General features: G+C 53.4%; 12 protein-coding genes. 7 read left to right on the plus strand and 5 right to left on the minus strand.

Features of this window, described 5'->3' with window-relative positions:
* The 3 genes from AB7E14_RS08800 to AB7E14_RS08810 all read left to right on the plus strand — a co-directional run.
* Positions 1 to 1035 (plus strand): PTS sugar transporter subunit IIC (locus AB7E14_RS08800; RefSeq protein ID WP_428169472.1); only part of this gene is annotated, 1035 nt, incomplete at its 5' end.
* A gap of 3 nt (positions 1036 to 1038) precedes the next feature.
* Positions 1039 to 1995: a N(4)-(beta-N-acetylglucosaminyl)-L-asparaginase gene (locus AB7E14_RS08805; protein WP_316962733.1), complete on the plus strand. Its 957-nt coding sequence runs from the start codon at positions 1039 to 1041 to the stop codon at positions 1993 to 1995.
* Positions 1995 to 3440 carry a leucyl aminopeptidase family protein gene (locus AB7E14_RS08810; protein WP_058586944.1) on the plus strand — a complete coding sequence of 482 codons (1446 nt, stop codon included), beginning with the start codon at positions 1995 to 1997 and terminating at the stop codon, positions 3438 to 3440. Before AB7E14_RS08805 ends, AB7E14_RS08810 begins: the two co-directional genes overlap by 1 nt.
* 119 nt (positions 3441 to 3559) lie before the next feature.
* On the opposite strand, the gene AB7E14_RS08815 is transcribed toward AB7E14_RS08810, so the two are convergent.
* From AB7E14_RS08815 to AB7E14_RS08830, 4 genes are all read right to left on the minus strand, one after another.
* On the minus strand, positions 3560 to 4261 hold the full coding sequence (locus AB7E14_RS08815) for a DnaA inactivator Hda (RefSeq protein WP_061069784.1): 702 nt from the start codon (positions 4259 to 4261) through the stop codon (positions 3560 to 3562).
* A 95-nt stretch (positions 4262 to 4356) separates the two neighbouring features.
* Entirely contained in the window at positions 4357 to 5646 is a 1290-nt protein-coding gene (gene uraA, locus AB7E14_RS08820) for a uracil permease (RefSeq protein WP_042999850.1), read from the minus strand.
* 95 nt (positions 5647 to 5741) lie between these two features.
* Positions 5742 to 6368, minus strand: coding sequence for a uracil phosphoribosyltransferase (gene upp, locus AB7E14_RS08825; RefSeq protein ID WP_003037929.1), 627 nt, complete (start codon positions 6366 to 6368; stop codon positions 5742 to 5744).
* A 182-nt stretch (positions 6369 to 6550) separates the two neighbouring features.
* Complete coding sequence (locus AB7E14_RS08830; RefSeq protein WP_042999849.1) at positions 6551 to 7981, minus strand: 6-phospho-beta-glucosidase; 1431 nt, start codon at positions 7979 to 7981, stop codon at positions 6551 to 6553.
* Between the two features lie 261 nt (positions 7982 to 8242).
* On the opposite strand from AB7E14_RS08830, the gene purM reads away from it, so the two are divergent.
* The 4 genes from purM to ppx all read left to right on the plus strand — a co-directional run bounded on the left by purM (position 8243) and on the right by ppx (position 13719).
* Positions 8243 to 9280 (plus strand): phosphoribosylformylglycinamidine cyclo-ligase, encoded by a 1038-nt coding sequence (gene purM, locus AB7E14_RS08835; RefSeq protein WP_046402140.1) that lies wholly within the window; start codon positions 8243 to 8245, stop codon positions 9278 to 9280.
* Entirely contained in the window at positions 9277 to 9918 is a 642-nt protein-coding gene (purN, locus tag AB7E14_RS08840) for a phosphoribosylglycinamide formyltransferase (RefSeq protein WP_044328044.1), read from the plus strand. The genes purM and purN overlap by 4 nt, the downstream gene beginning before the upstream one ends.
* A gap of 188 nt (positions 9919 to 10106) precedes the next feature.
* Complete coding sequence (gene ppk1, locus AB7E14_RS08845) at positions 10107 to 12173, plus strand: polyphosphate kinase 1 (RefSeq protein WP_042999847.1); 2067 nt, start codon at positions 10107 to 10109, stop codon at positions 12171 to 12173.
* Between the two features lie 4 nt (positions 12174 to 12177).
* Positions 12178 to 13719 (plus strand): exopolyphosphatase, encoded by a 1542-nt coding sequence (ppx, locus tag AB7E14_RS08850; RefSeq protein WP_042999846.1) that lies wholly within the window; start codon positions 12178 to 12180, stop codon positions 13717 to 13719.
* A 7-nt stretch (positions 13720 to 13726) separates the two neighbouring features.
* On the opposite strand, the gene AB7E14_RS08855 is transcribed toward ppx, so the two are convergent.
* Positions 13727 to 15917 (minus strand): bifunctional diguanylate cyclase/phosphodiesterase (locus tag AB7E14_RS08855; RefSeq protein WP_428169473.1); only part of this gene is annotated, 2191 nt, incomplete at its 5' end.

Genomic DNA, 15917 nt, shown 5'->3' on the forward strand with positions numbered 1-15917 from the left:
GCGGAACATTACGGTGAAGACCGTATCTCTTGCGGCATCCTGGCGCTGGTCTGCTTTCTGATCCTCACCCCGTTTATCAAAGTTGCGGATAACGGCGGCATCACCGTGATACCAGTAGAATGGATCTGCACTAAAGGGCTATTTGTGGCAATGATTGGCTCGTTGCTGTGGACAGAATTGTTCTGCTGGCTGAAACGCAAAAAGCTGGTCATCAAGATGCCCGAAGGGGTTCCGCCTGCCGTGCAGGAATCATTTGCCGCGCTGATCCCCGCCCTGTTGGTAATGATCCTGGTGCTGATTATTCGCATCCTGTTTGAAAATACCCACTACCAGACAATTCACCGCTTTATCTATGAAGTGGTTGCGACGCCGGTTCGTCACTATGGCACCTCCTATTTTGGCGCGCTGATGACGGTTTTCAGCATTACGATTTTATGGTCGGTAGGGATTAACTCTGGCTCAATGATCAACGGTATTATCCGGCCACTGTGGATGGAGAACCAGACGGATAACATCGCCGCCATTCAGGCGGGCGTCACGCCACCGCATATTATCACCGAGCAGTTTTTTGACATGATCTGGATGGGGGGCGCTGGCGCAACCTTATCGCTGGTCATCGCGATGCTGATTTTTGCCCGCAGTAAAAACATGCGGGAAGTGGCCCGACTGGGGGCCGGCGCATCGATTTTCAATATCAACGAACCCATTCTGTTCGGTCTGCCGGTCATCATGAACCCCATCATGCTAATACCGTTCAACCTGGTGCCTCTGGTGTTAGTCACCATCCAGTACGTCGCAATGAAAATTGGCGCCGTTGCCGTCACGACGGGCGTGTTTATTCCATGGACGCTGCCGCCGGTTATCAGTGGTTTTATCGTCACAGGCCATCTCAGCGGTAGCGTCATGCAGATCATCAATTTACTGATTGGCGCAATGCTCTATCTGCCATTTATGCGCATTGTCGATAAACAGTACCGCGCGGCAGAAGTCACCACGCTGGCTCAAAACGAGAGTACACCCGTTAAACAGGAGTAAAACATGTGGGGAATTATCGCCACCTGGCGAATGGCGCTTGAAGGCGTTACTGAGTCCGCTTCCGCGCTGGCTGCAGGCCAAACAGCGGCCAGTGCGGTAGTCGATGCCGTTGCCGCAGTTGAGGACTTCCCATTATACAAGTCCGTTGGCTACGGCGGACTGCCAACCGAAAAGGGTGAGGTGGAACTGGATGCCGCATTCATGGATGGCGACACGCTGGCGTTCGGCGCCGTGGGCAATCTCGTGGATATCGCCAATCCGGTACGCGTTGCGCACGCCCTGAGTCGTCAACGGTATAACAGCCTGCTTGTCGGCCAGGGTGCCCGAGAATGGGCGTTAAGCCAGGGGTTTGCAGAAAAAACCATGCTTACCGGCCGTGCCATCCAACACTATCGCAAACGCTGCCGCGAGACGCTGGATAAGGGACTGAGTCCTTATGACGGCCATGATACCGTCGGTATTATCGGACTGGACACACAAGGTTCGATGAGCGTGGCGACCTCCACCAGCGGTCTGTTTATGAAAAAACGCGGTCGTCTGGGAGATTCCCCGATTATTGGTTCCGGCTTCTACTGCGACAGTCAAATCGGCGCCGCGACCGCCACAGGCGTTGGCGAAGACCTGATGAAGGGTTGCACCAGCTACGAAATCGTTCGCCGTATGGCACAGGGCATGACGCCGCAGCAGGCTGCGGACTCAGTGGTTTTTGAACTGGAGGACAACCTGATGTCCCGCTTTGGCCGGGTGGGCGATTTATCCGTCGTGTGTATGAATCACCGGGGAGAATTTGGCGCGGCGACCAATATCAAAACCTTCTCGTTTACCGTTGCCACCGCCAGTCATCCACTTACCGTCTATCTCGCGGAACGTCGGCACGAAAAGACGTATTACCAGCCAGTCGATGAGGCGTGGATGCAGGCCTATGCGGCACGGATCCGTGCGCCAATAGAGGAAGAATAATGATGACATATCAGTTCATTCAGTCCCTTTCAGAGGCGCAACCCAACGCGCACCTGATTGCCCGTCCCACAAGCCAACATTTACCAGACACCGCGCTGATAAACGAAATGCGTGCCACGGGTAACATGGCGGATACCTGTTTTGGCTGCGCCCCTTACAAACGCATCACCCTCATTCCATTAGCACTGTGGCAGGACAACCTGACCGACGGTTTGCTGAACGCATTACGTCCACTGTTCACCACGCCGGTCAGTTCTCACGTGATCATTGATGTTCGCGAAATACACGAAACCGTGCTGCTTCAGGTTCTGCGTTTTCTGTTCAATCAGGTACATCGCCTTGACGACCTGCAACTGAAAACTACAGACAACGCGACGATACGACTCGACCACATAACAGCGCTTTGTTTACCCGAACAGCAGGAAGCGTTAGAGGAAATTTTCCGTCGGCAGCAAGCCATTGCCAACGGCATGGTCGCCGCCCGCCGCCTGGCGGATATGCCATCCGAGCAGTGTACGCCGCAGTTCGTTGTCGAAGAGGCCCAACGTCTATGCGCGGCTTACCCTGACCTGCGCTGCGAAGTGCTGGACGAACAGGCCATCGTAGCGCAAGGCCTTGGCTTGCTGCACGCCGTGGGGAAAGGCTCCAGCCGCCCGCCCCGCCTGCTGGCGATTCATTACGACGGCGTCAGCAGCGGCCCGGTGCGCAGCTATGTCGGGAAAGGCATCACTTTCGACACCGGCGGTTTGTGGCTGAAAGAAGGCGCGGGCATGTACACCATGAAGTACGACATGTGCGGCGCAGCCAACGTGCTTGGGCTGATGCTGAGTATTGCCGGGCTGGCGCTGCCGGTTCGAGTCATGGGCGTACTGGCGCTGGCGGAAAACGCCATTGGTCCCGACGCCATGCAACCGGGTAACGTAGCACGCGCCTGTAACGGGATGACGGTGGAGATCAACAACACTGACGCCGAAGGACGACTGGTACTTGCTGACGCCATTGCCTGGGCCAGCCAGCGCCATAAAGAGACTCGCTATATCATTGATTTAGCAACGCTGACCGGCGCCGTGGTGAAAGCGCTGGGCTATGAGCTGAGTGGGTTGATGACTCAGGATAGCGCACTGCGTGCGGCGTTAACCGTTGCCGGTGAACAGAGCGGAGACAGAGTCTGGTCGCTGCCGCTGGACGCTCACCTGAAAAAACAAACGGAGAGCGCGATTGCCGATCTGTGCAATACGCCGACTAACAACGCGGCAATCAGCGCATCGGCGGCCTGGCTGCTTCATCATTTTTGTCCGGCGACGATTCCGTGGGCGCATCTCGACGTCAGCGGTACGGCGTTGTGGCGCGAAGGAGGGAGAAGCGTGGCGTCGGGAAGACCGATTCCACTGCTGATGCAGCATTTACTTAACGATCTGGCAGTTGAGGATTCCCCCTCTGAGTGAGGGCGTTTGTTTGGGTAATCAGGCCGGATAAGGCGACGTCGCCCTCCGGCATCCGCACCGTTCTGCCTGATGGTGCTACGCTTATCAGACCGACTGCGATGCGTAACCTTGTATTTCGGCTAGAGCTTCAGAATTTCTTTCACGAACGGAATGGTCAATTTGCGCTGCGCGGAGATGGAGGCGTGATCAAGCTGATCGAGCGTCATAAACAGCGTGCGCATTTCTCTGTCGAGCCGTTTGAGCAAAAAGCGCCCCACATCTTCCGGGAGTTCAAATCCGCGCAGTCGGGCGCGTAGTTGTAGCGCCTGCAATTTATCTTCATCCGACAGCGGTTGCAGCTTGTAGATTTGCCCCCAATCCAGACGCGAGGCCAGATCGGGCAGCCCCAGCTTTAACTGCCGTGGAGGACGATCGCCGGTGATCAGTAACCGCGTTTTTCCGGATTCCAGAATGCGGTTGTAGAGATCAAATATCGCCATCTCCCACTCTTCATCACCCGCGACACATTCAATATTGTCGATACAGACTAACGACAGGTGTTCCATCCCGTCGAGCACTTCCGGTACAAACCAGGTGCGCTTGTCCAGCGGCACATAGCCCACGGCATCACCACGCTGCGATAATTCAGCACAGGCAGCATGCAGCAAATGGCTGCGGCCGGCGCCTTCACGCGACCAGAGATAGATGTATCCGCTATGCTCCTGGCGCAGCACGTTTTGCAGTGCGGCCAGTAAAGAGGCGTTATCTCCCGGCCAGAAACTTGCAAACGTTTCGTCGTCAGGCAGATAAAGTGGCAAAGAGAGCTGTGCCGGTGTGTTCAGAGAGACCTCAACCCAGATTTCATTAAAATCGTGATGAGTTTACCACAGAATTCCGTCGCGTTAGAACCGGGCAGCATCACTGCCCGGATCCCATTTTACGGCTTCGGCGTATCCGCATCTTCCGCATCCAGCACCACTTCTTCCGGGCGCAGGACAGAAATCAGCTTGAAGATCAGGCTCAGCCCGATCCCAACGATCGTCGCCAGCGCCATTCCTTTCAGCTCCGCCGCACCAATGTGCACTTTCGCGCCGCTGACGCCAATGATCAGAATGACAGAGGTCAGGATCAGGTTCTGCGCTTTGTTGTAATCCACTTTCGATTCAATCAGCACGCGAATACCGGATGCCCCGATCACCCCGTACAGCAGCAATGACACCCCACCCATCACCGGTAGCGGAATGATCTGGATCGCCGCCGCCAGTTTACCGACGCAGGACAGCAGAATCGCGAAAATCGCCGCGCCGCCAATTACCCAGGTACTGTAAACTCGGGTGATTGCCATTACACCAATGTTCTCACCGTAGGTGGTGTTCGGCGTGGAGCCAAAGAAGCCAGAAATCACCGTCGACAAACCGTTGGCAAACATCGAGCGATGCAGGCCCGGGTCGCGAACCAGATCTTTTTTGACGATATTCGCCGTGACCACGAGGTGACCGACGTGTTCGGCAATCACCACCAGCGCCGCAGGCAGAATAGTCAGAATGGCGAACCACTCAAAGCGCGGCGTGTAGAAGGTCGGCAGCGCAAACCAGTGCGCCTCGGCAATCGGTGTGGTATCAACCACGCCCATCGCAAATGACAGTGCATAACCTGCCAGTACCCCAATCAGGATCGGGATAATCGCAAGGAAACCACGAAACAGCACCGAGCCAAACACGGTCACCGCCAGCGTCACCATCGAGATAATGATGGTCTTCGAATCCGCAGATTGTCCTTCCGCAGGCAGCAATCCAGCCATACCAGCGGCTACGCCTGCCAGTTCAAGACCGATGACGGCAACGATTGCGCCCATTGCCGCAGGAGGAAACATCACGTCCAGCCAGCCGGTTCCGGCTTTCTTGACAATGAAAGAAACCAGGCAGAACAGCACACCACACATGATGAAGCCGCCCAGCGCCACTTCGTATCCCAACGGCAACAGCAGCAGAACCGGTGAGATAAACGCGAAGCTTGAACCTAAATAGGCAGGAATTTTTCCTTTACAGATAAAGAGATACAGCAAGGTCCCGATCCCGTTGAACAACAGAACGGTAGCCGGGTTGATATGAAACAGAACTGGCACCAGCACGGTTGCGCCAAACATGGCGAACAGGTGTTGCAAACTAAGCGGGATTGTCTGTAAAAGTGGCGGTCTTTCACTCACCCCGATAGCACGGCGCGTCATAGTGTTTTCCTCTGAGTGTGTTTGTTATGAGTCGTTGAGTTGTTTTATTCAAAAAAAAGCCGACTCTTAAAGTCGGCTATTTATCAGTTATTCACTTACTTCGTACCAAAAATCTTATCGCCGGCATCACCCAGCCCCGGAATAATGTATCCGTGCTCGTTCAGGCCCTGGTCGATCGACGCGGTGTAGAGTTCCACATCCGGATGCGCTTTTTCCAGCGCGGCGATCCCTTCCGGCGCCGCCACCAGCACCAGCACTTTGATGCTGCTGCAGCCCGCTTTTTTCAGCAGATCGATAGTGGCGATAACAGAACCCCCGGTTGCCAGCATCGGGTCGACGATCAGCGCCATGCGCTCGTCGATATTGGACACCAGCTTCTGGAAATACGGGACCGGCTCAAGCGTTTCTTCGTTGCGGTACATGCCGACCACACTGATACGTGCGCTGGGTACGTTTTCCAGCACGCCTTCCATCATGCCCAGACCGGCACGCAGGATAGGTACAACGGTAATTTTTTTGCCTTTGATTTGATCCACTTCGACCGGACCATTCCAGCCTTCAATGGTTACTTTTTCGGTTTCCAGGCCCGCAGTCGCTTCGTAGGTCAGCAGACTGCCTACTTCCGAGGCGAGTTCACGAAAGCGTTTGGTGCTGATATCGTTCTCACGCATCAGACCCAGCTTGTGTTTGACGAGTGGGTGTTTGACTTCCACGATCTTCATACTCTTCTCCTTTCCTCAGACGAGTGGCAACCACAAAAAAAATCGCCGGATTATACCGCTTTTCCTCTCTGGCGCAACATAACGCATGCATGACCTGGATCAAGCAAAGTAGTATACGTTTGGGTGATGAGTATAAAACACGCCCCGCATTCTGTGCGGGGCCAAGTATCAAGTGGCTGAAATCAGAGGGATTCACCGTTACTTTTTATCACCTGCTGATACCAGGCGAAAGATTTCTTACGGCTACGCGCCAGCGTCCCACTACCGTCATTATTTTTATCAACGTAGATAAACCCGTAGCGTTTTTTCATCTCTCCCGTTCCCGCAGAAACCAGATCGATACATCCCCACGGCGTGTACCCCATGAGATCCACGCCATCCTCTTCCACCGCTTTTTTCATTTCACGAAGATGTGCCGCCATATACTCGATACGGTAGCTGTCATCCACGGTGCCGTCAGGCAACTGAACATCAATCGCACCAAACCCGTTCTCAACGATAAACAACGGCAACTGGTAGTGATCCCAGAACCAGTTCAGCGAATAGCGCAGTCCCACCGGATCAATCTGCCAGCCCCAGTCCGATTTCTGTACGTAGGGATTGGAGACCAGACTTTTGCTCTCGTCATAATCGAGTTGCGGGTTATCGTCTGTCGCTTTGGTGACAAACGACATGTAATAGCTAAAACCGATGTAGTCGACGCAGCCTTCGGACAGAGCAACACGGTCTTCTTCCGTGATATCGAGGTCAAACTCGCGGCGCGTAAAATAGTTGAGAATATGCTGCGGATATTTCCCCCGCACATGCACGTCGGTAAACCAGTAGCGACGGTGCATGGCGTTCATCGCCATCATCATGTCGTTTGGCGCACAGGTAAGTGGGTAGATGGGGCACATGGCGATCATGCAGCCGATCTGCAATGCCGGGTTAATTTCTCGTGCCGCCTTCACCGCCAGCGCACTGGCCACCAGTTCATAGTGCGCCGCCTGGTACATTACCGGTTCACGATCTTCACCTGGCTGATACTTCAGGCCGGAGTTCGTGAACGGTGCAAAATCCTCATGGTAATTGGCCTGGTTGTTGATCTCATTGAAGGTCATCCAGTACTTCACTTTGCCCTGATAGCGGGTAAAGACGACCTTCGCAAAGCGGACAAAAAAGTCGATCAGCTTCCGGTTGCGCCAGCCGCCATACTCCGTCACCAGATGGTAGGGCATCTCGAAATGCGACAGGGTAATCACCGGTTCAATGCCGTACTTCAGGCATTCATCAAACAGATCGTCGTAAAATTGCAGTCCCGCCTCGTTTGGCTGCGTTTCATCCCCAAGTGGGAAAATGCGCGTCCAGGCAATGGACGTCCGGAAACATTTAAAGCCCATTTCCGCGAAAAGCTTAATGTCTTCTTTGTAGCGATGATAGAAATCGATCGCCTCGTGGTTAGGGTAGTTTTTGCCGGGCAGCACGCCATCGGTAATTTCTCGCGCCACGCCATGAGCGCCCGCCGTCATGACGTCAGCAACGCTGATCCCTTTTCCGCCTTCCTGCCAGCCGCCCTCAAGCTGATGAGCGGCGACCGCCCCGCCCCACATGAAATTCGCGTTAAATCCAGACATAGTTTCCCTCGTTAATTTGCTATGACAAAACAGAAACCGGTTTCAGTATGATACTGAGCAATCCCGGCACTGCTTTCAAGGGTGAAACTGAACCCGGTTTCATTTTCGTGGTTCAGGTCATAAAAACACCGCGCCGCGGAGAAATGCAGCAAATCTCGACAGATAAAAACGGATGCAACACAGGCTCGCAAACGTTTGCTTTCCCTGCTAGAATTGCGCCGAATTTTACTTTTACCGTAAGAAAACGTGGGGAACCAGGCAGTGACCGATAAAACCTCTCTTAGCTACAAAGATGCCGGTGTTGATATTGACGCGGGTAATGCTCTGGTGGATCGAATCAAAGGCGTAGTGAAGAAAACTCGCCGCCCGGAAGTGATGGGTGGTTTGGGTGGCTTCGGTGCGCTGTGCGCATTGCCGCAAAAATATCGTGAACCAGTGCTGGTTTCCGGTACTGATGGCGTCGGGACAAAACTGCGTCTGGCGATGGATCTGAAGCGTCACGATACCATCGGCATTGATCTCGTGGCGATGTGTGTCAACGACCTGGTCGTTCAGGGTGCTGAGCCGCTGTTTTTCCTCGACTATTACGCCACTGGCAAACTGGATGTGGATACCGCAGCCAGCGTGATTAACGGTATCGCCGAAGGCTGCCTGCAATCCGGCTGCGCGCTGGTCGGCGGGGAAACCGCTGAAATGCCGGGGATGTATCACGGTGAAGATTATGACGTCGCGGGTTTCTGCGTCGGCGTGGTCGAAAAATCAGACATCATTGACGGTTCCAAAGTAGCCGATGGCGATGTGTTGATTGCACTGGGTTCCAGCGGTCCGCACTCCAACGGTTACTCACTGGTACGTAAAATTGTTGAAGTCAGCGGCTGCGATCCAGAAACGACGGTTCTGGAAGGCAAACCGTTAGCCGACCACCTGCTGGCGCCGACCCGCATCTACGTGAAATCGATTCTGGAATTGATTGAAAAGGTTGATGTGCACGCTATCGCGCACCTGACCGGCGGCGGCTTCTGGGAAAACATTCCGCGCGTACTGCCGGACAACACGCAGGCGGTGATCGATGAATCCTCCTGGCAGTGGCCAGCCGTTTTCAACTGGCTGCAAAGCGCCGGTAACGTCAGCCAGCATGAAATGTATCGTACCTTTAACTGCGGCGTCGGCATGGTCATTGCTCTGCCGGCGGCGGAAGTAGACAACGCCCTTACCCTGCTGAAGGCAAAAGGTGAAGAAGCCTGGAAGCTCGGCGTCATCAAGGCTTCCGATTCCGCGCAGCGCGTGGTTATTGAATAATGAATATTGTGGTGCTTATTTCCGGTAACGGAAGCAATTTGCAGGCGATTATTGATGCCTGCAAAGAGAAGAAAATCAACGGCACCCTGCGGGCAGTATTCAGCAACAAGGCCGACGCGTTCGGCCTTGAGCGTGCCAGAAAAGCGGCAATCCCGGCCCATACGCTAACGGCGGATCAGTTTTCCAGCCGTGAAGCATTTGACCGCGAGCTGATCCTTGAGATCGACGCGTATGCGCCTGACGTGGTGGTGCTGGCCGGTTTTATGCGCATTCTGAGCCCGGCGTTCGTCGCACACTACAACGGTCGACTGCTGAATATTCACCCTTCCCTGTTGCCCAAATATCCCGGTTTGCACACCCACCGTCAGGCGCTGGAAAACGGCGATGAGGAACACGGCACCTCGGTCCACTTTGTCACTGACGAGCTCGACGGCGGACCGGTCATTTTGCAGTCCAAAGTTCCGGTTTTTGAGGGCGATGACGAAGATGAAATCACCGCTCGCGTTCAGGTTCAGGAACACGCCATTTACCCGCTGGTCGTCAGTTGGTTTGTGGACGGACGGCTGAAAATGCGCGATAACGCCGCCTGGCTGGACGGTGTTCGCCTGCCGCCACAGGGCTACGCTGCCGACGAGTAAAAATGGTGCCGGATAACGGATGACATCCGTTATCCGGCCAGCGCTTCTCTTCAGACCTCCAGTCCCCCTTCCCCTTGGCGATCAGACGGTTTATTGTCATATTTTTCTGGCACAGTTGGACATCTGAGCGCAATGCTCGCCATAATAATCAGGCAGTGTCCCGTGAATAAAACGGAGTATAAGTATTAATGGGTCAGGAAAAGCTTTATATCGAGAAAGAGCTCAGCTGGTTAGCGTTCAACGAACGTGTGCTCCAGGAAGCCGCGGATAAATCAAACCCGCTAATTGAACGGATGCGTTTCTTAGGCATCTATTCCAATAACCTGGATGAATTCTACAAAGTTCGCTTCGCAGAGCTCAAACGCCGCATCATCATCAGCGAAGAACAGGGTTCAAATTCACATTCTCGCCACCTGTTAGGCAAAATCCAGTCCCGCGTACTGAAAGCCGACCAGGAATTCGATGGCCTGTATAACGAACTGCTGCTGGAGATGGCGCGTAATCAGATCTTCCTGATCAACGAGCGTCAACTGTCAGTCAATCAGCAAAGCTGGCTGCGCCACTATTTCAAACAGTATCTGCGCCAGCACATCACCCCAATTTTAATTAACCGCGAAACGGATCTGGTACAGTTCCTGAAGGATGACTACACCTATCTGGCAGTCGAAATTATTCGCGGCGACACCATTCGCTATGCGCTGCTGGAAATTCCATCTGACAAGGTTCCACGCTTTGTGAATCTGCCGCCGGAAGCCCCGCGTCGCCGTAAGCCAATGATCCTGCTGGACAACATTCTGCGCTACTGTCTGGACGACATCTTTAAGGGCTTCTTTGATTACGACGCACTGAACGCCTATTCCATGAAGATGACCCGTGACGCCGAGTACGATCTGGTGCACGAGATGGAATCCAGCCTGATGGAGCTGATGTCCTCCAGCCTGAAACAGCGTCTTACCGCCGAGCCGGTGCGTTTTGTTTATCAGCGCGACATGCCTAATGCACTGGTCGAAGTGCTGCGCGAGAAGCTGACGATTTCACGCTATGACTCTATCGTTCCCGGCGGGCGTTATCACAACTTCAAAGATTTCATTAACTTCCCTAATGTCGGCAAAGCCAATCTGGTGAATAAGCCGCTGCCGCGCTTACGCCATATCTGGTTTGATAAAGAGAAGTTCCGTAACGGATTTGACGCCATTCGTGAACGCGATGTGTTGCTTTACTATCCGTATCACACCTTTGAGCACGTTCTGGAACTGCTGCGCCAGGCCTCGTTTGACCCGAGCGTGCTGGCAATCAAAATCAACATCTACCGCGTGGCAAAAGACTCGCGGATCATCGACTCAATGATCCACGCCGCCCATAACGGTAAAAAAGTGACCGTTGTGGTGGAGTTACAGGCACGATTTGATGAAGAGGCCAACATTCACTGGGCGAAACGCCTGACGGAAGCGGGCGTGCATGTCATCTTCTCCGCGCCAGGCTTAAAAATTCACGCCAAGCTGTTCCTGATTTCGCGCAAAGAAGGCGAAGAGGTGGTGCGTTACGCCCATATCGGCACCGGTAATTTCAACGAAAAAACCGCGCGTCTGTATACCGACTATTCGCTGTTGACCGCCGATGCGCGAATCACCAATGAAGTCCGTCGGGTGTTCAATTTTATCGAGAACCCGTATCGCCCGGTGACGTTTGATTATCTGCTGGTCTCGCCGCAAAACTCGCGCCGCCTGCTGTATGAGATGATCGATCGTGAAATCGCCAACGCTCAACAGGGACTCCCCTCCGGCATCACACTGAAACTGAATAACCTGGTGGACAAAGGGCTGGTCGATCGGCTGTATGCCGCCTCCAGCTCAGGTGTACCGGTCAATCTGTTGATTCGTGGTATGTGTTCGCTTATTCCGAATCTGGAAGGTATCAGCGATAATATCCGCGTCATCAGTATTGTGGACCGTTATCTTGAGCATGACCGGGTGTATATCTTCGAAAACGGCGGCGATAAGCAGGTCTATCTCTCTTCCGCCGACTGGATGACGCGTAATATCGACTACCGCATTGAGGTGGCGACGCCGCTGCTTGATCCGCGCCTGAAGCAGCGGGTGCTGGATATTATTGACATCCTGTTCAGCGATACGGTAAAAGCCCGCTACATCGATAAAGAACTGAGTAATCGCTACGTGCCGCGTGGAAACCGCCGCAAAGTGCAGTCGCAACTGGCTATTTACGACTATATCAAATCACTCGAGCAATCTGACTAACGCTATGCCAATACATGATAAGACCCCACGACCGCAGGAGTTTGCGGCGGTCGACCTCGGTTCAAACAGTTTTCACATGGTGATTGCCCGTGTGGTGGATGGCGCCATGCAGATTATCGGTCGCCTGAAACAGCGCGTGCATCTGGCGGACGGTCTCGGCGAAGACAACATGCTGAGCGAAGAGGCAATGGAGCGCGGGCTAAGCTGCCTGTCACTGTTTGCTGAACGTCTTCAGGGGTTCGCCCCCTCCAGCGTGTGTATTGTCGGTACCCATACGCTTCGTCAGGCGCAAAACGCCACCGATTTTCTCAAACGAGCGGAAAAGGTTATCCCCTATCCGATCGAGATCATTTCCGGTAATGAAGAAGCGCGTCTGATCTTTATGGGCGTAGAACATACGCAACCGGAAAAAGGTCGCAAGCTGGTCATCGACATTGGCGGCGGCTCGACGGAGCTGGTCATTGGCGAAAACTTCGAACCGAAGCTGGTTGAAAGCCGTCGTATGGGTTGCGTCAGTTTTGCCCAGATCTATTTCCCCGGCGGCGTCATCAGCAAGGAAAACTTCCAGCGTGCCAGAATGGCGGCGGCGCAGAAGCTTGAAACCCTGACCTGGCAATTCCGTATTCAGGGCTGGAACGTTGCGCTGGGGGCCTCTGGCACCATCAAAGCCGCGCACGAAGTGCTCTTAGAAATGGGCGAGAAAGACGGGTTCATCACCCCAGAGCGTCTGGACCGACTGGTAACCGAACTGCTGCAACACCGCAGTTTCGAATCGCTAAGCCTGCCGGGGTTATCTGAAGAGCGAAAAGCGGTCTTTGTTCCAGGTCTGGCGATTTTATGCGGTGTCTTTGATGCGCTGGCGATCCGCGAGTTACGCCTTTCCGATGGCGCGCTGCGCGAAGGCGTGCTGTACGAAATGGAAGGTCGCTTTCGTCATCAGGATGTTCGCAGTCGCACCGCCAGCAGCCTGGCAAATCAGTACAATATCGACAGCGAACAGGCGCGACGCGTGCTGGAAACCACGATGCAGATGTATGACCAATGGCAAACGCAGCAGCCGAAGCTGGCGCATCCGCAGCTTGAAGCGTTGCTGAAATGGGCAGCGATGCTGCACGAGGTTGGACTGAACATTAATCACAGCGGCCTGCACCGTCACTCGGCGTATATCCTGCAAAACAGCGATTTGCCTGGTTTTAATCAGGAGCAGCAAACCATGATGGCGACGCTGGTTCGCTACCATCGTAAGGCGGTGAAGCTGGACGATCTCCCCCGTTTTACGCTGTTTAAGAAGAAGCAGTTCCTGCCGCTCATTCAGCTATTGCGTCTTGGCGTACTGCTGAACAACCAGCGCCAGGCCACGACCACACCGCCTACGCTGACGCTCATCACCGATGACAACCACTGGACCCTGCGTTTCCCTCACGACTGGTTCAGCCAGAACGCGCTGGTTTTGCTCGATCTGGAAAAAGAACAGCAATACTGGGAAGCGGTGACCGGCTGGCGTCTGAAAATTGAAGAAGAACGCTCACCGGAAATCGCCGCGTGAAGCACACTCAGGTGCCAGTCACTGGCACCTGCTCTTTCAGCGTGTCGCTTAACGGCTGCGGCACACCGATTAAATATCCCTGCATATAGTCAATCCCCAGAGAGATCGCGGCATGGCGAATCTCCTCGCTTTCGACAAATTCAGCGACCACCTGCATTTTCTTCATACGCGCCAGATGACAGATTGAGGCCACAATCTGATAGTCGAGGCTATTCGAAACGATATTGCGGATGAAACTACCGTCAATCTTCAGAATATTGGCGTTAACGTTTTTCAGCCTTGCATAACTGGCGTAACCCGTACCGAAGTCATCAATAGCGATTTGGCAGCCCAGTTGTTGCAGGTTTTGCAGCGTTGCCTCCGCCTGTCCGGCATTCATCAGCGCCTGACTTTCTGTCACTTCAAATATCAATTGCCAGGCTTCGATCTGGTATTTGCTCAGCAGTTTGCTGATATCCTGCGCAAACCTGGCCCGACAGACCGAGGACGCCGACAGGTTAAGCGCAAAGCGACGGGCAGGCATCTGCGCACGATTCTCCGCCATAAAGCGTAACGTGTGTTCGATAACCCAGAGATCAATTCTCGAGGAGAGACCAAACTCATGCGCGACGGGCAGGAAGGCATCAGGGTTGATCATGCCGCCGTCCTCATCCAGCAATCGCAGTAAAATCTCATGATAAACATCGCCGCGAAGCCCTTCGATTGGCTGCGCCATCAGACAAAAACGGTCATGCTCCAGCGCATGCTGTAACCGGTTCATCATTGCGACTTTGTCTCGCAGATTACGCTGCATGTTCATCGCACCACTACGCTCTAAATTTTCCGGCGTGTTGGTCATGATGGACAGCTCAGCCGTCGTGCTCAACTCCCCCAGCAACAGGTAAATGTGATTTACCGGGGAACGCACATAGCAATAGCTCATCCCCACCTGCGGCTGGAACGTCATGCCATCCCAGACAAACCGGAACGTCTTGATATGCTCATCCAGATCGTCAATGCGTTGCTGATGTGACTCTGTATTTAAGCGTAGCAGCAGGTCAGGCCCGGACATTTGATAAACATGTTCATCAGGACCCAATTTTTCGGCAATCCAGTGGGAGAGCTGTTGCTTGTACTGGATACGCAGCATTATTCCGTAATTTTTCACGAGAAACTCGAGTTCAGGAACGCGCAGAAAGCACAACGCAGACCAGGGCGTATTTCTCAGCGCGCGGTTGAGCGCACGAAGATTGGGAAGATGGACAACCGGATCAAGAAACGCAAGCCGTCGGGCACGACTGCTCACAATCCGCTGACGCGTCGCCAGCACCGCCATGTAATTCACAATAAAAGAAAAAACCAGGAAACTGGAAGAGGTAATCGCCAGTTGTACATCGTAACCTGAATAATAGGGCGTATAGCTTCTGTAATTATGGATCGCAATAATTAAAACTGGCGCCCATAGCAGTGATATGAACCGATAGCCATAACGCATCGCTCCCCATAACATAACCGGGAGTAATAATGACATAGTATAGTTCGTGCTGAATATGGAACTATTTTCATTCAGTGGCATACAAAGCAAAGACATTAAGGCGGACAATACCAGCAACCAAATAATGATCTCTTTTTGCGAGGCCTTGGTGTCAAACTGTAACTTTAATTGTGAATAATAGCCGCGTAAATGTAGCGGGTTACGAATAACGCGAATAATAAAATAGAAGAGCGGTACACCAATCAAATTGCCCACCAGAATGCCCTGATAGTTTATTAATGCATTGATGTTAAATGGTGTTCCCCCCATTAAGCTCAACTTACTTTCATACAACCCCACAAAGGCTGCGAACTGGAAAAGCACCAGAAATAGCGTTGCGGGACAAAAAACTTGCCAAAAAATGCGGGGGAAGACCAGCTGCGCGTCACCATGCGAGATGTTGTTACGTCGGGGCGTAAAAACGCGGTAACCGCCCCAACTGAGCACGACAGCAATAAGAAAATGCGCAATAACAGGCAATGTTTCCGCCAGACCTACCTGCGGATATTTGCGAATAAAAACCGCCAGAACAATACCGGGTAATGCCGCCCAACCGAAAAAAATCATCAGGCTCATCATGAGTGATAACGGTAAGTAGAAAAGGATGACATCCCCGGTGGCCACATGCGCATAGGTATTCGTATGGCTCACGAGCGGTAAAAACAGGGAAGGCAAAATCAGAGGC

Origin of the sequence: Citrobacter sp. (genome assembly GCF_050252275.1) — a bacterium.
Classification (GTDB): Bacteria; Pseudomonadota; Gammaproteobacteria; order Enterobacterales; family Enterobacteriaceae; genus Citrobacter_A; species Citrobacter_A amalonaticus.

Excerpts from the sequence above, each read along its gene's own strand:
- AB7E14_RS08805 (WP_316962733.1), top strand. The coding sequence starts at position 1,039 with ATGTGGGGAATTATCGCCACCTGGCGAATGGCGCTTGAAGGCGTTACT.
- AB7E14_RS08810 (WP_058586944.1), top strand. The coding sequence starts at position 1,995 with ATGATGACATATCAGTTCATTCAGTCCCTTTCAGAGGCGCAACCCAAC.
- uraA (WP_042999850.1), bottom strand. The coding sequence starts at position 5,646 with ATGACGCGCCGTGCTATCGGGGTGAGTGAAAGACCGCCACTTTTACAG.
- upp (WP_003037929.1), bottom strand. The coding sequence starts at position 6,368 with ATGAAGATCGTGGAAGTCAAACACCCACTCGTCAAACACAAGCTGGGT.
- AB7E14_RS08830 (WP_042999849.1), bottom strand. The coding sequence starts at position 7,981 with ATGTCTGGATTTAACGCGAATTTCATGTGGGGCGGGGCGGTCGCCGCT.
- ppk1 (WP_042999847.1), top strand. The coding sequence starts at position 10,107 with ATGGGTCAGGAAAAGCTTTATATCGAGAAAGAGCTCAGCTGGTTAGCG.
- ppx (WP_042999846.1), top strand. The coding sequence starts at position 12,178 with ATGCCAATACATGATAAGACCCCACGACCGCAGGAGTTTGCGGCGGTC.